We start from the raw sequence: 25,708 nt of genomic DNA on the forward strand, positions 1-25,708 counted from the left end.
ATAGGAGGGTATTATTGAAAACTTTAAGATTTTGGATTATTTCACTTATATGTTTTACTATGTTTGGAATAATATTTAGTACGTTAACTTCCAGTTATTTTGTGACGAAAGAAAGCTTAATAGAAAACTCTTTAGAGCAAAATAGGGTGTATTCTATGAAATTGGCACAAATGTCAGATGAAGCTTTTTCTTATATGCAAAACAATCTGGAAGCTCGGAAGTCAGATGTTGTTAAGCATATGGACAACCCTATAATAATCACTAGCATATTAGAGCAATTAAATATAAGTGGTAAGAATTTCAACTCTTTATCTGTTATCAATAACCAAGGAATCGTTATTGCAACTACACCAAATCTCGGAATAGTAGGAAATAAAATTACCTCGTCAGGTGTAAACGAAGCTAGAGCGAGGAAAGAGGCTTTTATCTCTAAACCGTATTATGCTCAAACGGGTAGATTATTAATACTAATAACTACTCCATTGTTTGGAGACAGTGGAGAATATTTAGGTATGTTAAATGGGACGGTATATTTGGAAGAAGGAAATTTTCTCCACAATATTCTTGCTGAACATTACTCGGAGGATGGATCTTATGTATTTGTAGTTGACACAGATGGAACTTTAATCTATCACCCAGACAAAGTTAGAATTGGACAATCCGTAGAAACTAACCTAGTTGTTCAAAAGTTAATGCAAGAGAAAAGTGGCGCGCTGCAGTTAGATAATACACAAGGACAGAACTTTCTTGCTGGTTATACATATATAGAGAAAAGTGACTGGGGAGTCGTCTCTCAGACCCCGTTCAGTAGTGCCGTTAAACCTTTAACTGGAATTATGTTTACGATATTTACCATTTCATTGCCGTTAATTCTTATAATTATTGTTATTGCATTTTATGTCTCAACGAAGTTAGCTTCCCCATTACGGAAATTAGCCATTTATACTATGCGTGGAAAAGATGATCACGAATTATCCTTTGACATTCCTACATGGTATTTTGAGGCTAAACAACTGACAGAAACAATAGATAATTATAGAAAAAAACAAGAAGAAACGGTTGATATTATGAAGGCTTTATCTGTTACGGACTCATTGACAGGGTTGAAAAATAGAAGATATGCTGATTATTTGCTCGATGAATTAGTGAATAATAATATCGCTTTTTCATTAATCATGATAGATATAGATCATTTTAAAAAAGTTAATGATGAATTTGGGCATCTTGCTGGGGATCAAGTTCTCCATTTTGTTTCCAAAAGTTTGAAGAACATATGTAGTGATCAAGAAGAGTGTATTCGACTTGGAGGAGAAGAGTTTATCATTATTCTTCCGAAAAAGGTTATTCAGGAAGCATATATTTTGGGAGAACGTTTAAGAAAAACGGTTGAAGATTCGCTCCCACCTATTCATAAAAAAATTACTATTTCTCTAGGAGTTGGTGAGTATAAACCTGGTGAGAATATAAACGAAATCATGCATAGGGTTGACTTAGCTCTTTATGAAGCAAAATCCAATGGGCGTAATATTACCATAATGGCAACATAAAAAAACGAGCAAAAAGGATGTTGTATTTAATCCTTTTGCTCGTTCTTTCTTAGTAAATAATAGATAGCTTCCACAATTAGCCCGATTACAAATCCAAAAGCAGTGAAGATGAATAAGGAGAGAATTCCTGCTAAGTCACCAAATTCCTCGGGACCAGTAATAAAAGAGCGATACATTTCAAAAAAACCGATGAATAATCCAATAGCGAAAATATAAAATGTTTTGTGCAATTTATACAATAGCAAAGAACCTGCTAAAACGCCTATTACTACTGAAAATGCAGCGAACGCAAGCACATTCATAATAACTAAGTCTTGACCAAGTACATATCTAACTCCTAAAATGAGTAAAAACATGGAAATAAAAATAATGGAGATTGCAATTTTGCCATAATTCTTTAACAATAAATTCGCCTTCTTTCCCTAACTAATCATACTGGAACATGATGATATTTCCAATAGAATATGCAAAAAACGAGAGGATTGATAAATATGGTAGAACATTATTTTCATTTAAAAGCGGATTGGCCAGGTAATCGTAATGATATAGGAACGATTCAAGCGCAAAATCTCCAAACAAAAATTTCGATTCCATTAGAAATGGATGGCCCTGGGGAAGGTACCAATCCAGATGAAATGTTGCTAGGAGCGGCAACGACGTGTTATATTATCACACTTGCTGCCATGCTCGAGAGAAGCCGTATAGAAAAGACATCTCTTGTTGTAGAATCATCTGCTGTAGTAGATGTAACAAATGGCATTTTCACATACAAAAAAATAATTCATCGACCAACTTTAGTGATAGTGAATGAAAAAGATTCCAAAATGGCCACACGTTTACTATTGAAAGCAGAGGATACTTGCATGATTAGTAGAGCTCTTAGAGGGAATGTGGAAATAGAGCTTGAACCAACTTTGCTTGTAGAGAAAGTGAAATAGGTAAAGAAACCTAAACCAAGGGAATACTTATTTTTCGTAAAGCTTATCACTTTCACCAAGTGATAAGCTTCACGAAAATCAATTTTTGAAAATAAAAATTATGAATTTCTCAAGCTAAACTAATAGTAAAATTTCATTACAATACATAAGCATAAACACAAATGAAGTGGCACAATGTCCCTAACAATATAAAAATATGAAATATTTCATGAAATCCTAATTTCTTTATAAATGGAATGTTTGGTTTTACCCCGTAAATAATCCCTCCGATAGTATAAGAGATCCCTCCCAAAATCAGATAAAGTAAACCTGTAGACCCTAGTGATTCCGCTAAAGTAGGCGCTAAGAAGATAATCATCCACCCCATGCCAATATAAATCGCAGTAGAGACCCATCTCGGACAGTCAAACCAGATCATTTTAAAACAAATACCACTTACTGCTAATAATCCAATTATAATAAATAGGACATAGCCAGCAGTGTTATTTAATGTAATCAGACAAAGTGGAGCGTATGTACCTGCGATTAAAATATATATCATGGAATGGTCTAAGCGTCTTAAAAACTTTATATTGCGGGCATCTCCTATCCACCAGTGATATGTAGCGGAAGCTGTATATAGCAAAATCATGCTAACTCCAAAAACAATAAGTGCTGTTAAAGTTAAGGGGGAACTATTAATTTCTATTCCTTTTACTAACAATAGTAGTAATCCCGCTAGCCCAAATAGTGCTCCAAACAAGTGTGAAAGACTATTAAAAGGCTCTCTTATATATGCATTCATTTAAATTACTCCTATCTCTATATATAGTTTTAATAACTACATATAAATATATTGCTATTACATCACTTAGTCAAGGTTTACGTTGGATATTTAATAAGTTATGATAAACATAATGTATTGACAGGAGGTACGGTAATGAGTAAATCTGAAGACATTGCTCAAAAGTTAGATTTAGAGTCCACCATTCATGAAGATGATATTCCCATTATTGACTTGTATATGGACCAAGTGATTCAGTTATTTGATGCAAAGTATAATGACACTTTGCGCAATGAAGAGGAAAAAGTATTAACTAAAACAATGATCAATAATTACGCAAAGGGAAAGTTATTTATCCCTATAAAAAATAAAAGATATTCTAAGAAGCATATAATGTTGATCAATTTGATCTATCAGATGAAAGGTGCTCTTTCTATTAAAGATATTAAATCAGTGTTAGAGCCACTAAATGATAAAATGGAATCAGAGGATTTTCTTTTAGAGAAATTTTACAGGTCATGGATTATCATTCAACAAAACAATGCCCAAAACTTCCTAGAAGAGATGAAAACCCATGAAATTGTAGTAGAAAATCAGGAGGCAGATGAAAACGATCAACTTATATTACTAATTGCTTCACTTTCCAATATGAGTAATGCTTATCGAAAAGCAGCAGAACTATTAGTTGATGAATTGAACGAACGTAGAAAGGGGACATAACAGTGAAGACATTATGGACAAATGGGAAGATTTTCACGATGAAATCTGAAGGGGATTTCGTCGAAGCGGTATTAGTGGAGGATGGGACCATTATTAGTACAGGTTTCAAAAAAGATCTCCTCCCATTAGCAGATCAAATGGAATCCTTAGATGGAAGTGTCATGTATCCTGGGTTTGTAGATAGCCATATTCACTTAATCGGTCATGGTGAGAAATTATCTTATTTAGACTTATCTAGTTTTACCTCGATTAGTCAAATAAAAGATGCGATAGTTGGTCATATCCAGAACAAAGAATGGTATGTGACGGAGGGCTGGGACGACAATAAATTGAAAGAAGGGCGCTCATTAACTTGTATGGATATCGACTTCATTGATAAAACGGCTGTAGTGCTTAAACGAGTATGTCGACATGTTCTAGTAGCGAATTCAAAAGCTATGAGATTAGCAGGTATTTCGAAAGACACTCCAAACCCTACTGGTGGAATAATCGGAAAAGATGAGAAGGGGGAACTTAATGGACTGTTTTATGATGAGGCACAGCGATTAATAACAGATTATATACCATCACCCACTACTGATTATTTAAAGAAAATTATTACTTCTAGTATAGAGGATTTGCAATCCAAGGGGTTAACCGGTGTCCATTCGGAAGATATGGCTTATTACGGGCACTATAATATCCCTTTACAAGCATACCGTGAAGTTGTAAAAAGTGGATTTAGAGTTCATTTATTACGTCATCATGATGTTTTTAAACAGATGCAGGATGAAGAGGAATCGGCTTTTATCGAATTCGGAGCGATGAAAATATTTGTAGATGGTTCGCTAGGTGGTAGAACAGCATTATTGTCTGAGGATTATGCAGATAAACCGGGAGAAAGAGGAATAGAGGTTCATAGCCCAGAAAAGCTAGAAGACTTAGTGAAGCTAGCTCGTAGGTATAAGGAGAATATAGCAGTTCATGTTATAGGAGACGAAGCTGTTGAAAAAGTATTAGACTTAATCGAAAAGTATCCTGTGACAGTTGGGAAAAAGGATCGGTTAATACATGTTAATGTTTTACGTGTGGATCTAATTGAACGTATGAAAAAGCTTTCCGTTGTATTGGATTTACAACCAATATTCGTAGCTTCGGATTTTCCTTGGGCAACAGAACGACTTGGAGCTACTCGCTTACCCTGGGCATATGCTTGGAAATCATTACTCGATGAAGGATTAGATTGTTCAGGAGGATCTGATTCACCTATAGAACTAGCTGACCCTTTGCTCGGAATTGAAGCAGCAGTTAATAATCTTCACTTACCCCAACAGGCCTTAACGGTATACGAAGCAGTATCCTTATATACATCTGGTAGTGCAAAAGCAATTGGAAGAGAAAATAGCCGAGGATTCATATTGCCAGGGTATGATGCGGATTTTACTATTTTAGATAATGTCCTTGAAAAGGAAAATATCCTATCTACTAAAATAGTGCAAACAGTTATTGCAGGTGAAAGTGTTTATAAAATTCAAAAATGAAACTATTTAGCTAGTATAGTCGTATAATTATGAAGAAAGGAGTGAGTGAAAATGGAAAACACAGGTTTGAAAATCTTGCTACATGCAAGTACATGGTTTGCCCCTTTTCTAGTTCCATTTATATTATTTTTAGTAGTAAATGATGAAGAAATTAAAAAGCTTTCCATACAAGCGGTTCTGTTTCAACTAGTTATGGCTGCATTATTGACAGTTTCTTTCTTTTTAGTTTTTATCTTAATTGGTATTCCGATGCTAATCATTTTTGGTATAATGGCATTTGTAGTTCCGATCATTGGAATTGTTAAAGCGATTACAGGAGATAGCTTCAATTATCCTATTGTAGGATCATGGATAAAGTAAGTGTCTTAACATAAAGGGGAATTAGAATGACTACTAGAATCGGTATTGATGCAGGTGGAACATTAACAAAAATTGCTTATTGGGATGAATTTAATGAGATGGACTTCAAACGGTTTCGTTCATCTGATTTCCATAAAGTGAAGGACTGGATTGACTCAAATCATCCGAATGCTTCTATCTGCGTCACTGGTGGTCGGGCGGAGCAATTGAAACAATATTTAAATACTAACAAGGAAATACCGTATATCGTCGAATTTGATGCGACAATGAATGGTGTAATGTATCAAATGCAGCGCGGATCTAACCAACCAAAGGCTGCAATTATAGCAAATATTGGAACAGGTACATCTATACATATTATGCAAGAAAGCTCCCATAAAAGATTGGGTGGTACAGGCATTGGTGGGGGGACTCTCCTAGGTTTGGGTATGGCTTTGACCGGTATATCTGATTTTGATGAAATTATCAACCAATCACGGGATGGTAAGAGGACTGCCATAGATGTATTAGTAAGCGATATTTACAAAGATAATAAGCTACCGATAAAAGGCACTTTAACGGCAAGTAATTTTGGCGGTATTTCCCTTAATAACAGTAATAATACGAGCCCTTCCGATTTGCTAGCGGGTGTTCAAGGAATTATTGGAGAAGTAGTTGCATCTCTTTGTATCCAAGTCGCAGATGCCCATCACGTGGAGGATATTATATACATAGGCACTACACTCGAGGACAATGAATTACTCCAGCAAATCATTGAATCCTATACGGTTTTAAAGCTGAAAAAACCGATCTTTTTAGACCACCATGGCTATAGTGGGGCGATTGGGGCATTGTTAGAATACACTAAATAATTTCATGTCTAATTGTTGCATTATTTGATAATGCATGGTATATTTAAAGAGGATTATTTTTGTTCGGTTAGTAAGTAAGTGGCAACACTTTTACTTAACAGTGTTGAGCAAGGATAGTAACACAATGTGTGCAGATTTTGCATACGAGGAGGATATACACATGGAACAAGGTAAAGTAAAATGGTTTAACTCAGAAAAAGGATTCGGATTTATCGAACGCGATGGCGGAGACGACGTATTCGTACATTTCTCAGCTATTCAAAGCGAAGGTTTCAAATCTCTTGATGAAGGTCAAGAAGTTACTTTTGAAATCGAGCAAGGTCAACGTGGCCTTCAAGCTACTAACGTAGTTAAAGCTTAATTAAACCTAAAACTTAACTTTACAGACTCTCATTAGAGAGTCTGTTTTTTTGTGTTTGTCTAATTTCATCTAGGGAACAGTAAGCTATTGTTTTGGTTCATATGCTATGATTATAGTAATATTTTGAATAGGACTAAAAATGTTATCGAAAATAGAATAGGATGATAATCATATGAAAAAATGGAAAAAAGAGATTCTCTTAAATGTACCAATCGAATTCGCTTGGCCTTACTTTTACGGGAATATAGCCAAGAAGAAAAAAATATTTCCAAAAGTAATTGATGAGGCAATAGTTCAGCAAACAGAATCTATCGTGGGTACGATGATAAAACAAAGCTATCAAAATGGTTCTTTAACGGAAGAATACGAAGTGACGATTAAAAAATATACAAATGAATCCAATTATAAAGCATTTGAAGAAAGCTTTGTACTTAATAATCGCTTCAAAATAACAACGGAATATGAATTAGAAAGCCAAAGTGACAAAGTGACGAAATTCATTTATACTTCTATAAATAAACCGAAAAACCCACTGCTTTCTGTTTTTCAATTATTTGGTAGTGATGAGGTAATTGTCAATTTTATGAATAAAACTAAGGCGGCAATCGAATCAGATTTTGAGCAAACACTACAAGAGGAAGTATAATAAGGTGAGTATGAATCGAATATAGTTAAAAACAACTGCCTCTTACTTTTTAGGCAGTTGTTTTAATACAGCATCTCTCGCAAGTGCATGGGCTGCTTTGTTTTGGTCGTCTGGAATCCATTTTATAAAGAAAAAGTCAAATGTATCGATTATGGCTAAAATTTTCTCTAAAATCGCTGCAAATTCTGGATTCTTTGCGTATCTTTTTTCAACTGCAGCGCAAACGATTTGCGAATCTGACCTTGCAGAGACAATAGAGGGGGAAAGTTTTTTGGCTTCTTCTAACCCTCTTTGTAGCGCTATAAATTCAGTAGTATGATTGGAATACTCTCCAATGAATTCACTGAATCTCAGGTGATGTCCTTCGCCTTTAATGAACACACCTATACCACTTGGTCCTGGATTGCCAGTGGTCGAACCGTCAATATATACTTCTAACATGATGATCACCTTTTTTAATAAAGTCATGGATATATCTAGTTTGATGGAATGCGGGAATAGTTACACATAAAAGAAACATAATAGTACAATTGTGAAATAGTGAGGAGTAGTGATTTATGAAAAATACAGAACTAATAAATGAAATTGATAATTTATCCGATACTTATTGTAATGGTTGCTTTATCCGAACGCAATTACGAAAAGAAAGCGGTAAAACAATTGCTTATAGATTTTGTATAGAACAATGTACGGTTGGTGAAAGTATTAAACAAATCGGAAGTAAACTAAAAGGTTCAAAATAAAAAAAGCCCCACGACTATTTTGCCGCGGGAAGAAGCGTTTCTATTCGTTTTTTATCACGTTTGCAGCTTGAGGTCCACGGTTTCCTTCAATTATTTCGAACGTTACTTGTTGTCCTTCATCTAATGCTCGAAATCCATCACCTTGAATTCCTGTAAAATGGACAAATACATCTTCTCCATCGTTATATTCGATGAAACCATACCCTTTTTCATTATTAAACCATTTTACTTTCCCCTGTTGCATAAACGTTCCTCCCTTAATCCACTAAGAATTCTATAAATGGATACATAAACTATACTTGAATTGTCAGTCTTCGTCAATAATATGTCGAATTTTCACATAATTTATGAATTTGACTCAAATTGTCTTATAAATAATAGAAATACTTATGGGAGAAGATAATTTAACTGGAATTATAAGGTCACGGAAATATTGCAGATATTTATAATAAGTTCTTTTTTTCCGTAGGCTGTTCAGTAAAACTATTTACTTGCTTTGTTAAATCTTCTACTAAATCTTTTAGCTGCTGTTTTTGATGATCTGTTAATTTTTTTTTGATGTTTTCGGGATCAATACCATTTCTTCTAAGGGTATCATCTACTAGAAGGTCAATCACCTTGTTTGAAATATTTATTGGCTTTTCAGGTAAATTACTCAAGTTGTTCACTCCTTCATTTAAAATTAGCTGCATATTAGCATATGCAGCTTTAGGGGAATTGAATAGTTTAAATGATTGGTTATAACCAATTGACATTAAAGAATATCTAGTTTTGCTACGATTGCTACTAGAATTTGAAGCATTGCCTGGATATTTACTGCCAAATCGGTATCGGTAGTTGTTACAGATATATTTCTAGAGCCTTCAACTATCGTAGTTTGGACGTTTCTTTGTTTTGTTTTAATAAATTGATTTAGTTCTTGGGTTACTGCTCTTCCTTGGTCAGAATCACCGATAGTAACACTGATTACAGCTGCAATAGCTGCTTGTATTCCAAGTTGAAGAGAGATGGCTACTTGTGTATCTGTCGTACGTATTTCTACACCTTCCGAGTCCTTTACGATAATTCGTTCGAAGGATTGTTGTTTCGTAGATACTACTTGTTTACCGTCCTGTTCTACATCACTGCCATTATTACTCGGATCATCGCAATGATCTAAAGCTCTCCATTTTTTTTTCTCCATTGTGTTTATTCACCTCTTTTGTTTATAATTTTTTTGATTAAAGAATATCCAATCTTGCAACTAATGCCAATAAAACTTGTAACATAGCTTCGATATTAACTGACAGGTCCGTATCAGTAGTGACAATATTGACGTCTTTTGAATTGTCTACATAAATTTTCTGTTTGTTCGTTTGCTCATCGTTAAACTGTTGGAATAATTCTTGTGAAACAGTTTGACCTTGAATAGAATCGCCAATTGCTATACTAATAACTAGTGCTATAGCAAGCTGTAATCCAACTTGCAGTGAAACTGCTGCTTGTGTATCTGTGGTTTGAACGGTTACGTTACAAGAATCTTTTATCCATATTAATTCGTCAGACTCTTGTTCAACAGACGAAAACTGACCGCCGCCTTGGAAAACGGTTGTATCCTCGCTATTTTCAGTGGAATCCCAGCTGTTTTCTTCTTCCCCTTGCTCCCAACGATGATTATTGCATCGTTTACACTTTTTTGGTGGCTCTTCACATTCATACTTACAATGTGTGCATTTCCAATGACTCATTTTATAATCTCCTTTCTCTTTGTTAGCCAGATTGCAATATTAATTACAACCGGCTTTATATAACATATGAGCTTTTTAAAAAGAGACATAGTCTATTTGACTAGACTAATAAAACTATTTTAGCTAGGTGTTAGTAAAATAAATGCAAATAGTACAGTAGAGCAGCTTTATTGTATATAATAGAGAAGGCGAATCAGACCTGAGGAGATACAAAGATGAATTCTATTGAGCAATGTGAGAATTTAGTTAAAGAAGTGTACATGCACTTTGATGCAAGTCACGACTTTCAACATATAGAAAGAGTACGTAAAAATGCTTTTGATATTGCAGATAGTGAACCATCTGCAAATAGAGAGATAATTGAGTTGGCTGTATTACTCCATGACGTGAGTGATCCAAAATATTCAACAGAAGAAAAGCTTGAAGAAGAAAGAATTATAAAACAGCTGAACTTATCAGATGAAAAAATAGCTCATGTAAAAGAAGTGATCAAAGCGGTCTCCTTTAGTGGAGGTCATGAAGTAGAAGCGAAGACGATAGAAGCGAAAATAGTACGTGATGCGGATAGACTGGATGCTATAGGAGCAGTAGGTATCGCCCGCACATTTGCTTTTGGCGGGGCAAAAGGTAGACTACTATATGATGCATCTGAAACACCACGAGATAATATGTCCGTAGAGGAATATCGCACGAAGGAAACAGCCTCGGTAACACATTTTTATGAAAAACTATTAAAGCTATCTGAAGGAATGCAAACAAAAAAAGGAAAAGAGCTTGCAGTCGAGCGTCATGCCTTCATGGAACTATTTCTACAAAACTTACGTAAAGAAACAGGTGAACAACTATGAGTCATTTAATCATATCTAATTTAACAAAAACAGTTGGGGAAAAAACTCTATTCGAAAATATTGCCTTTACTATTAACAACCAAAATAGAGCGGGCTTAATAGGTATAAACGGTACAGGTAAATCTACTTTTCTTTCTATAATTGCTGGCGAATTAGAAGCGGATTCTATTGAACGAGATCATCCGAACAAATATCGTGTGGCATACTTAGAGCAACAGCCAACATTTGAAAAAGATGAAACAGTGATTCAAACTGTATTTGGTGGAGATTCTCCTATATTAAAGATTAACCGTGAATACGAGGAAGCTTTGTTGGCATTAATGGAGAACTCCGATTCGACGGAACTTCAAAATACGTTGATGGACTTACAACAAAAAATGGATGATTATCAAGCATGGGATGTCAATTCATTGGCTAAAACTGCTCTAACAAAGTTAGGTATAACGCAGTTTGAAGAATCTATCCTGCATTTATCTGGAGGTCAACAAAAAAGAGTAGCACTAGCAAAAGTGTTAATCGAACCAGCGGACCTTTTACTATTGGACGAACCTACAAACCATTTAGACAAAGAGTCAACGGATTGGTTACAGGATATGTTACAAAGAGTAGAAGGCTCAATCATATTTGTAACACATGATCGATACTTTTTAGATACAGTGGCAACTCATATTTACGAGCTTGCAGACAAGACTTTATATACCCATACAGGAAATTATGCAGATTATTTAGAGTCAAAAGCATTACGAGAAGAAATGAACGCTTCCTCTCAGCAGAAACTTCAAAATTTATATCGTAATGAATTAAAGTGGATTCGTAGAGGTGCAAAAGCAAGATCTACTAAACAAAAGGCAAGAAAAGATCGCTTTGAAGAGATAGATGCAAGTTTAGACCGTGACAATTCATCACTCAATTTAGAATTGGAAATGGTTACAACTCGACTTGGAAAACAAGTGTTAGAAGGTAAAGATATATCTAAAAGATTCGACACTAAAAATATCGTAGAGGATTTCTCGTTCTTGTTACAAGCGGGCGATCGTATTGGTATAGTAGGTCCAAATGGTGTAGGGAAAAGTACACTTCTTAAAATGCTTGCCGGTGATATCCCTATGGATTCTGGCGAAATTATAAAGGGTTCAACAGTTAAGTTGATGCATTTTACGCAGCAGTTACCCGAACTGAATCCGCAAACAAGAATGATCGAATATGTTCGGGAATCATCTGATTTAATAGAAACTGGTTCTGGGGAAAAATTCTCTGCAGCGCAAATGTTGGAACGCTTCTTGTTCCCATTAAACACACATGGTACACAGATAGGGAAACTTTCAGGTGGAGAAAAGAAACGATTAGTACTTTTAAAAATGTTAATGGAGCAGCCTAATGTTCTATTCTTGGATGAGCCTACTAATGACTTAGATATCCAAACATTGTCTGTATTAGAAGACTTTATGGAATCTTTTCCAGGAGTTATTATTACGATTTCCCATGATCGTTTCTTCCTAGACCGCATTGCTAAAAAACTATGGCTATTAAATGGGGATGGAACTGTAACAGAGTGGTTAGGGGTATATTCTGATATGCTTGATGCTCCGAAAACAACTCCAAAGGAATCTTCGAAACAAATAGTAGAAGAGATTAAAGTGGAAATCCCGAAGGAAAAGAGAAAATTTTCCTACAAAGAACAAAGAGAATGGGAAACTATTAGTCAAGATATTGAGAAAACAGAACAGTTAATCGAGCAATTAGAAGGCAAAATGCAAGCTGCCGGCGCTGATTTTACTTTACTGCAAGATATAACAAACCAATTAGCTGATGCTAACGCCAAATATGAGAAACTTATTGAAAGATGGTCCTATTTGGAAGAAATAGCATCTTCTTAACTTTACTTAATGGAGGTATGTAAGCATGAAAATAGTAACGATTGAACCAACACCAAGTCCAAATACCATGAAAGTTGTGATTGATCAGGAATTACCTTTTGGTAAAAGTTATAACTATAAAAAAGACAATATAGCGGATGCACCTAAGGAAATTCAAGCTCTATTTACGATCGACGGTGTTAAAGGTGTTTACCATGTGGCGGATTTCCTTGCTATCGAACGGATTGCAAAGTTTGCATGGGAAACAATCTTAGCAAGCGTGGAAAATGTTTTCGGTGCTGCTAATGATGAAGTCAACGAGACAGTTACACCTTTAGAACATTACGGGGAAGTATACGTTCATGTGCAGCAGTATAAAGGAATTCCACTTCAGGTGAAGGTATTTGATAGTGAAACTGAATCGAGATATGGACTATCAGAACGCTTTATTAAGGCATTAGACGAAGCGATGGAAGGCGATAAAGAAAACTATATTTTGCTTCGTAAATGGGTAGATTATGGCGTTCGTTATGGCGATCAGAAAGAAATAGGCGAACAGTTAGTAAAAGAACTGGAAGCTAGTTTCCCGCAGAGCAAGCTAGGGCAGCTTATAGCAGATAAAGATCTTAACGAAGAAGATAAAAAACCAATTAGAGTACCATTTACATTAGCGCAATTCGAGGTTAGTGAATGGGAGCAACGTTTCCAATTACTAAATAACTTGATCAATCCAGAAATTGAGGACTTACCTATACTAGAGCGAGCAGTGCAGGATGAGCAAGTCTCTATTCGACGTTTAGCTACTGTTTATCTAGGATTGATAGAAGATGAAGCCGTTGTTCCCTATTTAGAAATGGCGCTAAAAGATAAGAGTTCAGCAGTTAGACGAACAGCTGGAGATGCGATGAGTGACTTAGGGTTCGAACAATTTGCTGATGCCATGAAGATTGCTCTCTTTGATAAAAACAAACTAGTTCGCTGGAGAGCAGCGATGTATTTCTATGAAGTCGGCGACACAGATTCACTTCCAGCTCTTAAGGAAGCAATGGACGACAAAGAATATGAGGTTAAACTCCAAGTTCTCATGGCTATTGCACGTATTGAGGGTGGAGAAGAAGCAAAAGGTTCTGTTTGGAAACAAATGAGTGAAGCAAGAAAATAGTATGTATTTTAAACGCAAGAAAGCTGTTCACTAAGATGAACTGCTCTCTTGCGTTTTTCTATAGGATAAAAATAATGTTCCGCTAGTAAATCATTAGCTAGAGCGAGTATTTAAATAATGAGGTCAGTAACTGGAATAAAACGTGAGATCTTGATAGTGAGTGCAGGTAAATGCCAGGGCTAGACACAAGTAAAGCTACTATTCTTATACCAGAAAGTAATCCAGAACAAATTGGTGAAATAATTTAGCTGCGGGGGAAAGATAGCGATCTTTCACTACGGCCATACCTATTACTCGTTCGTAGGAAGCGTCTTCAATTTTCAATTTAGTCATTTTATCCATTTCTTCTCCGTAAGGTAAAATGGAGTATCCCAGTCCAGCAGCTATAAATCCTGCTACAGTAGCAACTTCATCACCTTCAAAGGAAATAATAGGTTTTAACCCTTCATTCTCGAAAATTTCGTCTGTTGTTTTGCGCAGTGCATAGCCTTTTTTTAGTGCTATAAAGGATTCATTTGCTATTTCTTCTAACCGGATACTCTTTCGTGCTGCGAGGGGATGGTTTGTTTGCACTATAACAAATAATTCATCCCGCCAAAGTTCTGTCCATTCAATCGGATTTTCGTGTTCCATGGAAGCTAGCAAACATAAATCCAAACTGCCATGTTTTAGTTCTTTCAACTGTGTATGTGTATGATTCTGATGAAACTTAAACGTGATATGTGGATACTCCTTATGAAATGCCCGGATAATATTGGGAACTGTACTTGTTCCTAAAGTATGTAAAAATCCTAGTGAAACTTCTCCGTGTTCAGGATTAATAATATGTTGTATTTCCTCTAAACCTTGCTCCATTTCTTTCATAATATTATTGACCGTCATTAAAAACAGCTGACCGTATTTGTTTAATATAATAGAGCGACCTTGTCTATCAAATAAAGGGACACCAATCTCTTTCTCTAAGCTTGCAATAGATCTGCTTAATGCGGGTTGAGAAATAGAAAGGATTTCTGCTGCTTTCGTCATATGTTGAATCCTAGCTAGTGTCTGAAAATATTCCAATCGCTGCCATTCCATTTATATCATTCCTTTTCGTTCATTCATGCGCAAAAGGTATCGTACTGATAAGAATAATAAATTATACATTATAAATAGTCAATGCTACTATTAGTTTAACGGACTAATAGTTTAATGAAATAAAGGGGATATTTAAGATGAAAGTTGTAGCACCTAAGGCCTTTACATTAGAAGGCGGTAAAAGAGCAGTATTATTGCTTCATGGATTTACAGGGAGTACGAAGGATGTAAAAAGATTAGGGCAATATTTACAAAAAAGAGGCTATACTTGTCATGCGCCCATGTACAGAGGACATGGACTAACCCCAGAAGAATTATTATTAACTAGTCCATCCGAGTGGTGGCAGGATGTAGTAGATGGCTATAATCATTTAAAAAACTTAGGCTATGAGGAAATTGCAGTAGCAGGGATCTCCCTTGGAGGAGTTTTTTCATTGAAAGTGGCTGAAGAGTTCCCCGTAAAAGCGGTAGTATCTATGTGTGCTCCAATAAAAAGAAACAATACAGACGGATTGTTTGATCGGTTATATAACTATGCCAAAATTTATAAATCATTTGAAGGCAAACCAACAGAAGTAATAATAGACGAATTAGAGACATTAAAAAACACCAACACCGAATCGCTTCATGGAGTTCATGAAATAACTGAAACGACCTGTGATGGCTTACAACGTATAAATTCTCCTATTTTAGTAATGCAAGGATCATTAGATGATGAGATATACCAAAAAAGTGCTTCTTATATTCATGAAACAGTTGAAACAGATGATAAAGAAATTATTTGGTATAAAGAATCTGGTCATATTATTACTCTTGGAAAAGAGAAAGAAAAAGTTTGCGAGGATGTTTACGAGTTTCTCAATCATATCGATTGGATTGCTTCTTAATAAGTTTAAGATGAAACCTTTTACTTTAGTGCATGCAATTTTGTGCTTACTATGTAAAAGGTTTTTTCTTGTTGTGATTGTAGTATGATATGTAGTAATCATGATTCAGGAGGAATAACGTTGAGAATTATTAAAGTACTTTTTGGTATTATAATTTTTTTGGGCATTATTGTAGTAGGCGCATATTACTTTGGACCAAAGCTAGTTGCCGATCAAGTCATGGAGAAGATATCGCTAGAGTTACAGGATAGTGGAGAATTAGAAATGATAAAAAATGAAATTGAAAATGATCCAGAGCTTCAAGAATTTATAGCAGAAGGTAAGGATGTAGATAGTAGCAAACTACCATTTCAAACGAAAGAAGAGGCTACGAGAGCTTTGATAACAAAGTTTGGTATAAGTGAAATTCAAGAAATCCAATTAAAAGCTCAAAATGGGATGACAGTAGAAGAAAAACAGGAAATATTTAATAAGTTAGAAAGTAATCTGACGGAGGAAGAAATGCTTGCCTTAAAAGTATTGGCCTATAAGGAACTGTTCAAATGATTATATGGGGGGGAACATAATATGAATCTTAAACTGAAGGAAGTATTAGAAGCAGAGAAGACTATTTTGCAAAATCTTTACTCATTATATCTTCATGACCTTTCAAAATTTACTACACTTTTAGATATTGGAGAACAAGGGAACTTTGAGTATGAGGAAATTGATGATTTTTGGGAATTAGATGGACTTACCCCATATTTCATCCTTTTAGATAAAGATATTATTGGATTTATGCTACTACTGGAAAGACCATTCCTGAAAAAAGATTATGACTTCGGCATAAATGATCTATTTATATTAAATAAACACAAAGGCCAAGGTTTAGGCAGAAAAGCAATACAAGAACTATTCAAAGTTAAGAAAGGGAAGTACTTTGTCATTGAATTAATAGAAAATAGTCCCGCAGTTTCGTTTTGGAAAAACGTTTATAGCGACTTAAATATTCAGTATACAGAAAAACAAGATGTAGTGGATGATGAACAGTGCCTAATTCAGACATTTACTATTAAGTAGCAGGAATGAGCCGAAATAAGTTCATTTCAGGAGAAACTTGACATGCAATGAGAGGATAAACATATTTAGCTATAATTACCAGGTTACTATCTATGTGTGTCGGGTAATATAACAAGGAGATGCTGAAGATCTCCCTTCGTATTCTCAAACAATAGTTGAGCCCCACTGTTGAAGCGGTGGGGCTTTTTGTATTTCAGCAAGGAATTTTAATGAATCTCAGTAAAATAGACCTGTTAAGATCTATTTTCTAAATTCATTGTTCACATGCTCTCGAACGAGAAGTAGCTCGATTACATCTTGTGCGGAATAAGAATAAGAAGCGTGCTCAGGAACTAGTTCATTGTATTGTTTTACAATTTCATTGAGAGTTTGAACATAAAAATTATTTAAAGTTAGTTCATATTTTATCAACATATTCACCTACTTCTTTTTAGGAAGTATGTACCTATCAAATCAAATATATACAGGTGATTGGCTATTCGATGAGCCGAATCAAGCCTAAGTTAAAGGAGTCGATTAATCAGATCAGCTTCCACTAGTTTAATAAGTCAAGTTTACCTTCATAATGAAAATGAGCATAATATGCAATCTGACGAATGGTAATTTTAGAAAAAATCTTTTTCCTTCCATCAGTAAGTCAATAAAATTATTTGGTTTTTTGTTGCTCTCGTTGTATGCAGACATTCTTTTCTTCTTTCAAACTACACAACAATGTGTTCAATATTGTTTATTGCTTAAGAATAGCCGTAGATGTAAGCTTTTAATAGACATTACACACCATACTAGAGAGGAAACGTGATCTATTTTGAAGAAAAAAATGATTATTTTATATATTGCTTTAGCAACACTTCTTATAATGATTGGTAAAAGTTTTATATTAAATGAAAGTGTCAAATATTATTTAGTTATTTTTATGTTCGTAGGCTTAGGACTTGCTCTATTACGTATTGGTGTAAACACTGCCATTAAAAAAATAAAAGGCAAGCATATCAGTATTAAAATCCTGTTTTTTGCGGTACTTCTAGGTCTAGGTTTACCTTTTCAAAACTGGTTTCGAAAAAGTGTAATATTTGCGATGGATTCAGATTATATTTTGCCTTGTATTATTACAACTGCCGCAAGTGTTTTTTTCTTTACTATAATATTTGGCTTGCTTTTTCCAAAAGATCACAAAAATCAAACCAAAAAATTAGAACAGTAAAAGTCTCTTCCGCCACTACATTTTGATACCTATTTTACATTGCGTAACATAAAGCTAATTTGTAGTGGTGAATGAATATACTTCAGAGAAAGACTCAAAAATAACCTGACTCCATAAAAGGAATTATCACAGCCGATATCGTAATACTTTGAGTAAATCTTTTAGTTTTCATGAGGCAAAAACCTTACAAAATAATGTATATCTTCTTTTGAAACACCAATTTCTATTAAACTTGAATTGGTGTTTTTTTCTTTGATAACAAGAGCAAATAGTATAGTGGGTCGATTAAATATGGATGGGTAAGGAAAGAGAATTACTTTTTCGTTAAATCTTTTATTCAAATCTCATATGAAAGGTGGTTTTCTATTTAAGTTATATAAAAGAATGGGTAACTTGAAGATTTGGGGTTTGTTTAACATGTTGCACAAAAATATTTTGGGTTGCACAAGAAAGTCACAAAAATCACAAGAAAGTCACAAAAATCCTGAAAGAGTATGCAAAACTACGAAAACAGGTTATTAGCTTATGCTGTAAAATTGTTGTTATAATAGGTTATGTGAAACTAATTGAAAGAAGGCGAAATCATGAATGCATACGATGAGTATATGAAAGGTATTGTAGGACCAATGAGAAGTGAATTAACGGGGGCAGGATTTAAAGAGCTTACTACACCTGAGGATGTACAAGAGCATATGTCTACAGCAAGTGGAGTTTCTTTAATCGTGATCAATTCTGTGTGTGGTTGTGCTGCTGGACTCGCTAGACCTGCAGTTGTTCATGCATTAAATGAGTTAGAAGTTAAGCCTGAAAACTTAGTTACTGTATTTGCCGGACAAGATCAAGAGGCTACTGCAACAATGCGAGGTTATTTTGAGGAGGTACCACCAAGTTCACCTTCTATTGCTATTTGGAAAGATGATAAGTTAGCTTACTTCATTCCACGTGAACAAATTGAAAGTAACTCGATGGAGACTATTAAAGATCATTTATCTGGTGTCCTTTCACAAGTTGTTTCTTCATGAACACCGTAATTACGACAGCTGGAAGAACGAATGAAGCGTATATTTTAAAAGCAAAAGGGATCGCCAAAGAGTTAAATTTACCTTTTATTCAACGGCACAAGAAATCAGTTTCTACTATACAACAAGAGCAGAATGCTAATGTGCTTGTGGTGAATAAAGAGAGATTGGAACTGTATTCTTACGGTTTCACTTCTCCTTTTTTCTTTCACCCCAATTCTGCAGCTTTTCGATTGAAGAGACTCATGAATGGTGAGCAAGATTCATTTTTGGAAGCAACGCGTTTAGAGCGAGGTGACCATATTTTAGATATGACAGCTGGTCTGTGCTCCGATAGCATTATTGCTGCTTATGCGGTAGGTGAAGAAGGGGTTGTGCGTGCATGCGAGAAGGAACCCCTTATAGCATATGTGGTCGATGTAGGGCTAAAAAATTATGAATCGAATAATGACACATTAGAAACTAGTATGCGGAGAATACATATAATTCATCAAGATGCAGTGGACTACACAAAAACGCGGCCATCTAATTCTTTTGATGTTGTTTATCTAGACCCAATGTTTGAAGAAGTAATTGAAGAGTCTTCCAATTTTCAAGCTTTAAGAGCATCTGGTATTCACGATGCTTTAAACGTTGAGTGGATAGAAGAGGCTAAGAGAGTTGCAAGAAAGAGAGTTGTATTAAAAGCGCATTTCCGTTCTACGGTGTTTGAACAATTCGGGTTTAAAAGAGAAATAAGATTATCCTCCAAATTTCATTATGGAGTGATAAATTTATAATCTGGTCATATAAATAGAAAAGAGAGTCATGACGTTAGTCACGACTCTCGATATAACTTCCAATTAATCAGTAAAGCAAAGTGATGTTAAATATGCTAATAAAAATAAAAATCCGATACCAATAACTAATCCTAAATCCATCGTGATTTTCCTCCTTTGATAAAAAAAAGCTGTATGGAATGTTTACACATTTTATTGTACAATGAATAGTAAGAAGATGAAACCTTTAGTTCTTTAAAACGTTTAATAGAATGTAGAGTTTTACTAAAATTGCCCAATATAGAAGGTGAATAGGATGAAAAAGTGGTTCCAAAAGTCAATAATCATAACTGTTGCATTGCTAACATTTGGTCTAATATCTCCTAGTCATTTTATATGGGAGCAAATATTAGATACTAAGAGTCCTCCAAGGGCAATTTCTTCTGATTTAAGTGATTATGAACAAGTTACAATAACGGAAGAAGCTCCGACCTATGAACATATGGCAGTTGCTGCCAGAGAACAAGCATACATAAAGTTTGGTAATCGAATAGGACCAGTCATTCAAAATGAATTTGACGACGTTATTTTCCCTAAAATGCAAGAGGTTATTGATATGACAATTGCAAAAGCTTCCAGTCAGGAAGTAACACGTTTGTCTATTTCTGAGAAGCCATCTGGAGATTATCACGAAAAGATTTTCAATATTTATAATGAAACTACCAGAAAAGACTTGATCCGTTTTCATGTAAGAACGGACAAAAAACCATTAGAAGGATATTATTTCAATTTCCATTACCACTTGGCCGAAGATAAATATTCTAAACATTATGTGCTAGGTGACATATATTGGTCAAAAAACACACCACCAAAATGGTTATCCTAGAAAAGACAAAACACTCATGTGAAAAATGAGTGTTTTTTTGTTTGGATAGTGTATATAGCCCTCATTCTTCGTATTCATCAAATGGATTAAGTAAATAATTCTGCCCATAATAGTTAGAAGCAGCTATTCCATCTTTCTGAAAAGCCCTCAATTCCTCAATCCTCATTCCGGTTAATATTAAAATACAAATACGGGTAAAATGAGAAATTTTATACTTAGCCACAAGCGTACCTTCAGTTAAGCTTTCTTTCAGCAGCTGATTAAATAATTCCTTTTGATTGTAGTGACGGCCTTGACTTTATGATTACCAATAGAAATTAGAATATACTTTTATGACGCTCTGGAGGTACTTTCGGACAATCTCAAATGCAAAGAAGATAAGGTTCCCGTTTTTAAATTCTAGTCTACAAATGTGTAAGGTATGTAGAGAATCTAGTCCAAAGTTGAAGATAAAATAATACAATAAAGGAAGTTTTATGCTGGTTATTTAAAAATCTAATTTTATTTGTCTAATTTTTGGGGGGCGAAGGTATAAAAACTACCATGGAGTAAAAAGTAATCAAATCTCCGTAAAATATTTAGATTGGAATGATGAGGTGTCATGACAAAGAGATATAGTATTATAATCATTTTATTTTTAGTTGGAATAACTTTCTATCTTGGTTCTAATTTAAGGGCCTCAGCAGTTAAAGACCGATATCATTACGAAAATACTGGAGAGATAGTGTGGGAGATTAACACGAAAGAAAAGGTCGTGGCTCTTACATTTGACGACGGACCACATCCAAAATACACAGCAAAGATACTGGAAATTTTAGAGAAACATAATGCAAAGGCTACATTTTTTGTTGTTGGTGAACTTGCTGAAAAAAATCCAGATTTAATTTTACGCCAATACAACGAAGGTCATGAGATTGCAAATCATACGTATACTCATCATCCAAAAACAACGCTCTCTAAATTAGAATTAGAGTTAAAACAAACGGATGACTTAATTTTTAGTATAACGGGTTATCGTCCAGAGCTGTTCCGTCCAGTAGAAGGGCAATACACCGATCAAATGATTCAAAGTGTTGTAAAAAAAGGGTACCAAGTGGTGATGTGGTCTTGGCATCAAGATACCGAGGATTGGAAAAGTCCTGGAGTGCATCGTATAGAAAAAAAAGTATTAAATAATGTAGAGCCAGGGAATATCATTTTATTTCATGATGGTGGGGGAAATCGAAGTCAAACAGTTAAAGCTTTAGAAAAAATTATTGAGGAGCTCAAAAAACAAGATTATGTCTTTGTTACGGTGTCAGAACTCATAAAGATAAAAAATAAACCAGAAAAATAGGTTTTTAAGAAGCTGTACCTTTAATGTACTAAAGGTAATACTAGAGTCTAGAATGTTTAACGTGCGACCTGCCCATCCGTCTATCTTTTCAACGAGCAATTATTTAATAGAACAAAAAAGGTGAATATTACTCCAAATGCACCCCAAAACAATGCTATAATATACTAAAGTTATAAGTAATACAAATTCGAAACCTAATAAACGTTGATTTATCTAGGGCTAGTATTAAAATATTATACATTGCTAAATGGATTGGGTTTTGGTCAAAAAACACACCACCAAAATGGCTCTCATAGTGAGAGCTTTTTTGTATGAAAACGGAAAGAGGGATATGACATGGAGCAATACCTTACTTTGTGTAAACATATTATGAATAGTGGAGTTACAAAAGGAGATCGCACCGGAACTGGTACAAAAAGCGTTTTCGGTTATCAAATGCGCTTTGATCTGTCAGAAGGATTTCCTCTTCTTACCACAAAAAAGACGGCATTTCGTTTAGTAGTCAGCGAGCTACTATGGTTTTTAAAAGGTGATACAAATGTCAAAACACTTATACAAGCTAATAATCATATTTGGGATGAATGGGCGTTTGAAAAATGGGTAAACAGTGAAGAATATACGGGACCTGACATGACAAATTTTGGTGTTCGGGCAGCAAAGGATCCGGAATTTAAAAATGTTGTGCAACAGCAAATGGATCTATTCTGCGAAAAGATATTATCGGAAGATGCATTTGCAGAAGAATTTGGTGACTTAGGCCCAGTCTATGGCCGTCAATGGAGATCTTGGCCGACGAAGGATGGTCAAACGATTGACCAATTGCGTAACGTTATAGAGCAGATTAAAGTAAATCCAGACTCTAGAAGACATATCATTACTGCATGGAACCCGGCAGAGGTAGATGAAATGGCTTTACCACCATGTCACGCCTTTATGCAATTTTATGTTGCAAATGGCAAGTTATCTTGTCAGCTCTATCAGCGTAGTGCTGATGTATTTTTAGGAGTTCCCTTTAATATTGCCTCATATGCTTTATTAACACATTTAATAGCTAAAGAATGCCATTTAGAAGTTGGAGAATTTGTACATACTTTAGGAGACGCTCATTTGTATGTAAATCATATGGAACAGGTGACAACTCAATTGGAAAGAGAGCCGCGTGCATTGCCACAACTTCTATTAAACGACCAAAAAGAGTCTATTTTTGATTTTGAAATAGAAGATATTGCCTTAGAGGGTTATGATCCGCATCCACGAATTAAGGCACCAATTGCCGTATAAAATTAGAGGAGGAAACAAATGATTTCACTAATTGTTGCACATGATCCTAATCGAGTAATTGGATTTGAAAACAAAATGCCTTGGTATATTCCAGGTGATCTTGCTTACTTTAAAAAAACAACGATGGACAAAGCCATTGTAATGGGAAGAAATACATTTGAATCCATCGGGCGAGTGCTACCAGGACGGAAAAATATTATCGTCTCGAGAAATCCCGATTATAAAATTGAGGGTGCTGAGGTAGTGACAGACCTAGTTGAGGCAATTGAAATAGCCTCTGCTCATCATGAAGAAGTAATGGTAATTGGGGGTGAACAAATTTTTCGAGCTGTTTTACCTAAAGCAGATAGACTTTATATAACTTTTATCCAACAAAGTTTTGAAGGAGATACTTATTTCCCGCCATATGGTGATGACTGGGTGTTAGTTGAAACAACGGAAGATATGAAAACGCCAGATGGTATTACTTATGCTTATTTGGTTTATGAACGAAAGGTTAGTGAATAATTTGTTTTCGAGTCTAAGAACTTTTGGATTTTTGTTTGGATATTTACCAGTTTCTTTATCTAAATTAATAACTATTAAAAAGCAAAAGAATATCATTACTACTGAGCAATATGATCGACTTGTTCATCGTGTGCCTCAATTATGGTCAAGTGGAATTCTACAAAGAACGAAAAGTACTTTCCGATTTCAAGGGGAAGAAAATCTTCCAAGTGGACCTGTGTTGTTTATTTCCAACCATGAAGGGAATTTCGATATTCCAAGTTTACTAGCGTATATTCCCAAACCTTTCGGATTCATATCGAAAATAGAAGTAAAAAAACTTCCCATTATCTCGCAGTGGATGGAAGAAATGAATTGTGTATTTTTAGATAGGTCCAATCGAAAAAGTTCCTATCAGTCAATTGAGGATACTGTGAACATTTTAAAAAAGGGGCACTCTATTTTAATCTTCCCAGAAGGTACAAGAAGCAAGGGAGGAGAAGTAGGTGATTTTAAATCAGGATTTGTACGAATTGCAAAAATGGCCAATGTTCCAATTGTTCCAATAGCCATATATGGCACTTCAAACATTATGGAAAAAAATAATAATAAAATTTGTCCTGCTAACGTTCAAATAAGCGTGTTACCCACATACACTGTAGAGAATATTGCCCACAATGAACCGAGCAAAATTATAGAGGATTTACATACAATCATTGCTAAAGAAATCGATTTTATGAGTTCAGCTATCAAATAGTTTACAGAACACCAGTATTCTTCTTATAATAGTAATAAGTAGGAAGGGAAGGGATAGCATATGCCGAAAGTTCATATAGTAACTGATTCTACAGCGGATTTAACATCAGCCCTGATAGAACAATATAATATACATGTAGTACCTTTGACTATTCATATTGATGGTGAATCATATATCGACGGAGTAGATATAAACCCAGAGGAATTTTTAGAAAAAATGGCGACATCTAAAGAACTACCAAAATCATCGCAGCCATCATCAGGAGTATTTAAAGAATTATACGACGAGCTAGGTAAAAATGGTGATCAAATTATCTCTATACATATGACTGGTGGCATGAGTGGAACTGTCAAATCAGCACAAGCAGCTGCTGAAATGTCAACTGCAGATGTTACTGTAATCGATTCGAAATTTATATCGTTTGCATTACTATTTCAAGTGGAAGAAGCAGCTAGAATGGCTTCCAATGGCGAGACAAAAGAAGCAATCATTCAAAAAGTGGAAGATATTCGTAGCAAGTCTGATTTATTTGTAGTCGTAGATACTTTGGATAACCTTGTGAAAGGTGGACGAATTGGAAAAGGAAAGGCAATGCTCGGTTCATTACTTTCTATTAAACCAATTGCAAGCTTAGCGGGTGGTGAGTATACACCGATTGCAAAAGTAAGAAGTCATAAACAAGTTGTTAATTACTTATTTGACCGGTATATAGCTGATACAAAAGGGAAAGTGGTCAAAGCAGTAGGTATTTCGCATGCAAATGGGTTTTCTATGGCGACTCCTTTGATGAATTTAATAAAGGAGTCAGGTTTTTTAGACATCCAAGTTTCGTTTACCTCTCCCGTTATTAGTACGCATACAGGACCAGGAGCAATTGGATTTATGTATATGACTGAATAGGTAAAAGGCAGAGGGCAGG

Annotated in this window: 34 protein-coding genes; 24 read left to right on the plus strand and 10 right to left on the minus strand. The window is 35.0% G+C overall.

All coding sequences use genetic code 11. The features are described from left to right. Window positions 1–14: 14 nt before the first annotated feature. Complete coding sequence (locus tag MKX39_RS08185) at window positions 15–1,547, plus strand: sensor domain-containing diguanylate cyclase (RefSeq protein WP_340769073.1); 1,533 nt, start codon at window positions 15–17, stop codon at window positions 1,545–1,547. Window positions 1,548–1,573: 26 nt separating this feature from the next. Here MKX39_RS08185 and MKX39_RS08190 read toward each other — a convergent pair whose 3' ends face one another. After that, window positions 1,574–1,951 (minus strand): hypothetical protein, encoded by a 378-nt coding sequence (locus tag MKX39_RS08190; protein ID WP_340762195.1) that lies wholly within the window; start codon window positions 1,949–1,951, stop codon window positions 1,574–1,576. An 87-nt stretch (window positions 1,952–2,038) separates the two neighbouring features. Between MKX39_RS08190 and MKX39_RS08195 the strand changes: the two genes are divergently transcribed. Next, the gene (locus tag MKX39_RS08195; RefSeq protein ID WP_093534468.1) at window positions 2,039–2,485 is read left to right on the plus strand and encodes an OsmC family protein; all 447 of its coding nucleotides are present in this window, start codon (window positions 2,039–2,041) and stop codon (window positions 2,483–2,485) included. Between the two features lie 136 nt (window positions 2,486–2,621). Here MKX39_RS08195 and trhA read toward each other — a convergent pair whose 3' ends face one another. Beyond that, window positions 2,622–3,269, minus strand: coding sequence for a PAQR family membrane homeostasis protein TrhA (gene trhA / locus MKX39_RS08200; protein WP_340769074.1), 648 nt, complete (start codon window positions 3,267–3,269; stop codon window positions 2,622–2,624). Window positions 3,270–3,404: 135 nt separating this feature from the next. Here trhA and MKX39_RS08205 point away from each other — a divergent pair, with 135 nt between their 5' ends. The 6 genes from MKX39_RS08205 to MKX39_RS08230 all read left to right on the plus strand — a co-directional run bounded on the left by MKX39_RS08205 (window position 3,405) and on the right by MKX39_RS08230 (window position 7,706). Further along, a complete protein-coding gene (locus MKX39_RS08205; protein ID WP_093534464.1) occupies window positions 3,405–3,968 on the plus strand; it encodes a DUF1836 domain-containing protein in 564 nt (187 codons plus the stop codon). Window positions 3,969–3,970: 2 nt separating this feature from the next. Beyond that, the gene (locus tag MKX39_RS08210) at window positions 3,971–5,488 is read left to right on the plus strand and encodes an amidohydrolase (protein WP_340769075.1); all 1,518 of its coding nucleotides are present in this window, start codon (window positions 3,971–3,973) and stop codon (window positions 5,486–5,488) included. A gap of 51 nt (window positions 5,489–5,539) precedes the next feature. Beyond that, on the plus strand, window positions 5,540–5,848 hold the full coding sequence (locus MKX39_RS08215) for a DUF4870 domain-containing protein (RefSeq protein ID WP_093534460.1): 309 nt from the start codon (window positions 5,540–5,542) through the stop codon (window positions 5,846–5,848). 26 nt (window positions 5,849–5,874) lie between these two features. Continuing rightward, window positions 5,875–6,699 carry a type II pantothenate kinase gene (coaW, locus tag MKX39_RS08220; protein WP_340769076.1) on the plus strand — a complete coding sequence of 275 codons (825 nt, stop codon included), beginning with the start codon at window positions 5,875–5,877 and terminating at the stop codon, window positions 6,697–6,699. A gap of 160 nt (window positions 6,700–6,859) precedes the next feature. Then, window positions 6,860–7,060 (plus strand): cold-shock protein, encoded by a 201-nt coding sequence (locus MKX39_RS08225; RefSeq protein WP_093534456.1) that lies wholly within the window; start codon window positions 6,860–6,862, stop codon window positions 7,058–7,060. Window positions 7,061–7,232: 172 nt separating this feature from the next. Further along, entirely contained in the window at window positions 7,233–7,706 is a 474-nt protein-coding gene (locus tag MKX39_RS08230; RefSeq protein WP_340762199.1) for an SRPBCC family protein, read from the plus strand. Window positions 7,707–7,748: 42 nt separating this feature from the next. On the opposite strand, the gene MKX39_RS08235 is transcribed toward MKX39_RS08230, so the two are convergent. Then, window positions 7,749–8,147, minus strand: a complete 399-nt coding sequence (locus tag MKX39_RS08235) for a reverse transcriptase-like protein (protein WP_340762201.1) — start codon at window positions 8,145–8,147, stop codon at window positions 7,749–7,751. A gap of 116 nt (window positions 8,148–8,263) precedes the next feature. Here MKX39_RS08235 and MKX39_RS08240 point away from each other — a divergent pair, with 116 nt between their 5' ends. Next, window positions 8,264–8,449: a zinc-finger domain-containing protein gene (locus MKX39_RS08240; RefSeq protein WP_093534450.1), complete on the plus strand. Its 186-nt coding sequence runs from the start codon at window positions 8,264–8,266 to the stop codon at window positions 8,447–8,449. 40 nt (window positions 8,450–8,489) lie between these two features. Here the strand turns inward: MKX39_RS08240 and MKX39_RS08245 are convergent, their stop codons facing one another. The 4 genes from MKX39_RS08245 to MKX39_RS08260 form a co-directional block, all read right to left on the minus strand. Continuing rightward, a complete protein-coding gene (locus tag MKX39_RS08245; protein WP_093534448.1) occupies window positions 8,490–8,693 on the minus strand; it encodes a cold-shock protein in 204 nt (67 codons plus the stop codon). 199 nt (window positions 8,694–8,892) lie between these two features. Then, window positions 8,893–9,204, minus strand: coding sequence for a hypothetical protein (locus MKX39_RS08250; RefSeq protein ID WP_340769077.1), 312 nt, complete (start codon window positions 9,202–9,204; stop codon window positions 8,893–8,895). Continuing rightward, window positions 9,204–9,632 carry a spore coat protein gene (locus tag MKX39_RS08255; RefSeq protein ID WP_093534446.1) on the minus strand — a complete coding sequence of 143 codons (429 nt, stop codon included), beginning with the start codon at window positions 9,630–9,632 and terminating at the stop codon, window positions 9,204–9,206. The genes MKX39_RS08250 and MKX39_RS08255 overlap by 1 nt, the downstream gene beginning before the upstream one ends. Before the next feature lie 37 nt (window positions 9,633–9,669). After that, window positions 9,670–10,176: a spore coat protein gene (locus tag MKX39_RS08260; RefSeq protein WP_093534444.1), complete on the minus strand. Its 507-nt coding sequence runs from the start codon at window positions 10,174–10,176 to the stop codon at window positions 9,670–9,672. A 215-nt stretch (window positions 10,177–10,391) separates the two neighbouring features. Between MKX39_RS08260 and MKX39_RS08265 the strand changes: the two genes are divergently transcribed. The 3 genes from MKX39_RS08265 to MKX39_RS08275 are packed head-to-tail and all read left to right on the plus strand — an operon-like array spanning window position 10,392 to window position 14,042. Then, a complete protein-coding gene (locus MKX39_RS08265) occupies window positions 10,392–11,024 on the plus strand; it encodes an HD domain-containing protein (RefSeq protein WP_093534442.1) in 633 nt (210 codons plus the stop codon). Beyond that, complete coding sequence (locus MKX39_RS08270) at window positions 11,021–12,901, plus strand: ABC-F family ATP-binding cassette domain-containing protein (RefSeq protein ID WP_340769079.1); 1,881 nt, start codon at window positions 11,021–11,023, stop codon at window positions 12,899–12,901. Before MKX39_RS08265 ends, MKX39_RS08270 begins: the two co-directional genes overlap by 4 nt. A 25-nt stretch (window positions 12,902–12,926) precedes the next feature. Continuing rightward, window positions 12,927–14,042, plus strand: coding sequence for a virulence factor (locus tag MKX39_RS08275; protein WP_340762206.1), 1,116 nt, complete (start codon window positions 12,927–12,929; stop codon window positions 14,040–14,042). A 204-nt stretch (window positions 14,043–14,246) separates the two neighbouring features. On the opposite strand, the gene MKX39_RS08280 is transcribed toward MKX39_RS08275, so the two are convergent. After that, window positions 14,247–15,119 (minus strand): LysR family transcriptional regulator, encoded by an 873-nt coding sequence (locus MKX39_RS08280; protein ID WP_340769080.1) that lies wholly within the window; start codon window positions 15,117–15,119, stop codon window positions 14,247–14,249. A 137-nt stretch (window positions 15,120–15,256) separates the two neighbouring features. On the opposite strand from MKX39_RS08280, the gene MKX39_RS08285 reads away from it, so the two are divergent. The 3 genes from MKX39_RS08285 (at window position 15,257) to MKX39_RS08295 (ending at window position 17,065) form a co-directional block, all read left to right on the plus strand. Next, window positions 15,257–16,006 (plus strand): alpha/beta hydrolase, encoded by a 750-nt coding sequence (locus MKX39_RS08285; protein WP_093534434.1) that lies wholly within the window; start codon window positions 15,257–15,259, stop codon window positions 16,004–16,006. A 120-nt stretch (window positions 16,007–16,126) separates the two neighbouring features. Continuing rightward, window positions 16,127–16,552 (plus strand): hypothetical protein, encoded by a 426-nt coding sequence (locus MKX39_RS08290; RefSeq protein ID WP_340762209.1) that lies wholly within the window; start codon window positions 16,127–16,129, stop codon window positions 16,550–16,552. A gap of 21 nt (window positions 16,553–16,573) precedes the next feature. Next, window positions 16,574–17,065 carry a GNAT family N-acetyltransferase gene (locus MKX39_RS08295; RefSeq protein WP_340769082.1) on the plus strand — a complete coding sequence of 164 codons (492 nt, stop codon included), beginning with the start codon at window positions 16,574–16,576 and terminating at the stop codon, window positions 17,063–17,065. A 240-nt stretch (window positions 17,066–17,305) separates the two neighbouring features. Here the strand turns inward: MKX39_RS08295 and MKX39_RS08300 are convergent, their stop codons facing one another. Next, the gene (locus tag MKX39_RS08300) at window positions 17,306–17,479 is read right to left on the minus strand and encodes a hypothetical protein (protein WP_175496158.1); all 174 of its coding nucleotides are present in this window, start codon (window positions 17,477–17,479) and stop codon (window positions 17,306–17,308) included. Window positions 17,480–17,870: 391 nt separating this feature from the next. Between MKX39_RS08300 and MKX39_RS08305 the strand changes: the two genes are divergently transcribed. The 4 genes from MKX39_RS08305 (at window position 17,871) to MKX39_RS08320 (ending at window position 20,929) form a co-directional block, all read left to right on the plus strand. Further along, entirely contained in the window at window positions 17,871–18,266 is a 396-nt protein-coding gene (locus MKX39_RS08305) for an MFS transporter permease (RefSeq protein ID WP_340769084.1), read from the plus strand. A 584-nt stretch (window positions 18,267–18,850) separates the two neighbouring features. Further along, the gene (locus tag MKX39_RS08310; protein WP_340762215.1) at window positions 18,851–19,288 is read left to right on the plus strand and encodes a BrxA/BrxB family bacilliredoxin; all 438 of its coding nucleotides are present in this window, start codon (window positions 18,851–18,853) and stop codon (window positions 19,286–19,288) included. Further along, window positions 19,285–20,064 (plus strand): class I SAM-dependent methyltransferase, encoded by a 780-nt coding sequence (locus tag MKX39_RS08315; protein ID WP_340769087.1) that lies wholly within the window; start codon window positions 19,285–19,287, stop codon window positions 20,062–20,064. The genes MKX39_RS08310 and MKX39_RS08315 overlap by 4 nt, the downstream gene beginning before the upstream one ends. Window positions 20,065–20,359: 295 nt before the next feature. Next, window positions 20,360–20,929, plus strand: coding sequence for a YpjP family protein (locus tag MKX39_RS08320; protein ID WP_340769089.1), 570 nt, complete (start codon window positions 20,360–20,362; stop codon window positions 20,927–20,929). A gap of 61 nt (window positions 20,930–20,990) precedes the next feature. Here MKX39_RS08320 and MKX39_RS08325 read toward each other — a convergent pair whose 3' ends face one another. After that, entirely contained in the window at window positions 20,991–21,152 is a 162-nt protein-coding gene (locus tag MKX39_RS08325; protein WP_340769090.1) for a hypothetical protein, read from the minus strand. 378 nt (window positions 21,153–21,530) lie between these two features. Between MKX39_RS08325 and MKX39_RS08330 the strand changes: the two genes are divergently transcribed. The 5 genes from MKX39_RS08330 to MKX39_RS08350 all read left to right on the plus strand — a co-directional run bounded on the left by MKX39_RS08330 (window position 21,531) and on the right by MKX39_RS08350 (window position 25,689). Beyond that, window positions 21,531–22,265, plus strand: a complete 735-nt coding sequence (locus MKX39_RS08330; protein WP_340769091.1) for a polysaccharide deacetylase family protein — start codon at window positions 21,531–21,533, stop codon at window positions 22,263–22,265. Window positions 22,266–22,601: 336 nt separating this feature from the next. Beyond that, window positions 22,602–23,546: a thymidylate synthase gene (locus tag MKX39_RS08335; RefSeq protein WP_340769092.1), complete on the plus strand. Its 945-nt coding sequence runs from the start codon at window positions 22,602–22,604 to the stop codon at window positions 23,544–23,546. Between the two features lie 18 nt (window positions 23,547–23,564). Next, complete coding sequence (locus MKX39_RS08340) at window positions 23,565–24,053, plus strand: dihydrofolate reductase (RefSeq protein WP_340762221.1); 489 nt, start codon at window positions 23,565–23,567, stop codon at window positions 24,051–24,053. Beyond that, window positions 24,016–24,789 carry a lysophospholipid acyltransferase family protein gene (locus tag MKX39_RS08345; RefSeq protein ID WP_340769093.1) on the plus strand — a complete coding sequence of 258 codons (774 nt, stop codon included), beginning with the start codon at window positions 24,016–24,018 and terminating at the stop codon, window positions 24,787–24,789. The genes MKX39_RS08340 and MKX39_RS08345 overlap by 38 nt, the downstream gene beginning before the upstream one ends. A gap of 60 nt (window positions 24,790–24,849) precedes the next feature. Continuing rightward, on the plus strand, window positions 24,850–25,689 hold the full coding sequence (locus tag MKX39_RS08350; RefSeq protein WP_093534389.1) for a DegV family protein: 840 nt from the start codon (window positions 24,850–24,852) through the stop codon (window positions 25,687–25,689). The last annotated feature ends 19 nt before the right edge of the window (window positions 25,690–25,708 follow it).

The sequence above is a fragment of the Psychrobacillus sp. FSL K6-1464 genome (assembly GCF_038003145.1).
GTDB classification, from domain to species: domain Bacteria; phylum Bacillota; class Bacilli; order Bacillales_A; family Planococcaceae; genus Psychrobacillus; species Psychrobacillus psychrotolerans.

Coding starts and splice junctions, on each gene's coding strand:
- MKX39_RS08215 (WP_093534460.1), top strand. CDS start 5,540: ATGGAAAACACAGGTTTGAAAATCTTGCTACATGCAAGTACATGGTTT.
- coaW (WP_340769076.1), top strand. CDS start 5,875: ATGACTACTAGAATCGGTATTGATGCAGGTGGAACATTAACAAAAATT.
- MKX39_RS08300 (WP_175496158.1), bottom strand. CDS start 17,479: ATGTTGATAAAATATGAACTAACTTTAAATAATTTTTATGTTCAAACT.
- MKX39_RS08250 (WP_340769077.1), bottom strand. CDS start 9,204: ATGTCAATTGGTTATAACCAATCATTTAAACTATTCAATTCCCCTAAA.
- MKX39_RS08315 (WP_340769087.1), top strand. CDS start 19,285: ATGAACACCGTAATTACGACAGCTGGAAGAACGAATGAAGCGTATATT.
- MKX39_RS08235 (WP_340762201.1), bottom strand. CDS start 8,147: ATGTTAGAAGTATATATTGACGGTTCGACCACTGGCAATCCAGGACCA.
- MKX39_RS08330 (WP_340769091.1), top strand. CDS start 21,531: ATGACAAAGAGATATAGTATTATAATCATTTTATTTTTAGTTGGAATA.
- MKX39_RS08240 (WP_093534450.1), top strand. CDS start 8,264: ATGAAAAATACAGAACTAATAAATGAAATTGATAATTTATCCGATACT.
- MKX39_RS08340 (WP_340762221.1), top strand. CDS start 23,565: ATGATTTCACTAATTGTTGCACATGATCCTAATCGAGTAATTGGATTT.
- MKX39_RS08260 (WP_093534444.1), bottom strand. CDS start 10,176: ATGAGTCATTGGAAATGCACACATTGTAAGTATGAATGTGAAGAGCCA.
- MKX39_RS08285 (WP_093534434.1), top strand. CDS start 15,257: ATGAAAGTTGTAGCACCTAAGGCCTTTACATTAGAAGGCGGTAAAAGA.
- MKX39_RS08225 (WP_093534456.1), top strand. CDS start 6,860: ATGGAACAAGGTAAAGTAAAATGGTTTAACTCAGAAAAAGGATTCGGA.
- MKX39_RS08335 (WP_340769092.1), top strand. CDS start 22,602: ATGGAGCAATACCTTACTTTGTGTAAACATATTATGAATAGTGGAGTT.
- MKX39_RS08245 (WP_093534448.1), bottom strand. CDS start 8,693: ATGCAACAGGGGAAAGTAAAATGGTTTAATAATGAAAAAGGGTATGGT.
- MKX39_RS08230 (WP_340762199.1), top strand. CDS start 7,233: ATGAAAAAATGGAAAAAAGAGATTCTCTTAAATGTACCAATCGAATTC.
- MKX39_RS08195 (WP_093534468.1), top strand. CDS start 2,039: ATGGTAGAACATTATTTTCATTTAAAAGCGGATTGGCCAGGTAATCGT.
- MKX39_RS08265 (WP_093534442.1), top strand. CDS start 10,392: ATGAATTCTATTGAGCAATGTGAGAATTTAGTTAAAGAAGTGTACATG.
- MKX39_RS08280 (WP_340769080.1), bottom strand. CDS start 15,119: ATGGAATGGCAGCGATTGGAATATTTTCAGACACTAGCTAGGATTCAA.
- MKX39_RS08275 (WP_340762206.1), top strand. CDS start 12,927: ATGAAAATAGTAACGATTGAACCAACACCAAGTCCAAATACCATGAAA.
- MKX39_RS08295 (WP_340769082.1), top strand. CDS start 16,574: ATGAATCTTAAACTGAAGGAAGTATTAGAAGCAGAGAAGACTATTTTG.
- MKX39_RS08255 (WP_093534446.1), bottom strand. CDS start 9,632: ATGGAGAAAAAAAAATGGAGAGCTTTAGATCATTGCGATGATCCGAGT.
- MKX39_RS08350 (WP_093534389.1), top strand. CDS start 24,850: ATGCCGAAAGTTCATATAGTAACTGATTCTACAGCGGATTTAACATCA.
- trhA (WP_340769074.1), bottom strand. CDS start 3,269: ATGAATGCATATATAAGAGAGCCTTTTAATAGTCTTTCACACTTGTTT.
- MKX39_RS08270 (WP_340769079.1), top strand. CDS start 11,021: ATGAGTCATTTAATCATATCTAATTTAACAAAAACAGTTGGGGAAAAA.
- MKX39_RS08205 (WP_093534464.1), top strand. CDS start 3,405: ATGAGTAAATCTGAAGACATTGCTCAAAAGTTAGATTTAGAGTCCACC.
- MKX39_RS08310 (WP_340762215.1), top strand. CDS start 18,851: ATGAATGCATACGATGAGTATATGAAAGGTATTGTAGGACCAATGAGA.
- MKX39_RS08320 (WP_340769089.1), top strand. CDS start 20,360: ATGAAAAAGTGGTTCCAAAAGTCAATAATCATAACTGTTGCATTGCTA.
- MKX39_RS08345 (WP_340769093.1), top strand. CDS start 24,016: ATGCTTATTTGGTTTATGAACGAAAGGTTAGTGAATAATTTGTTTTCG.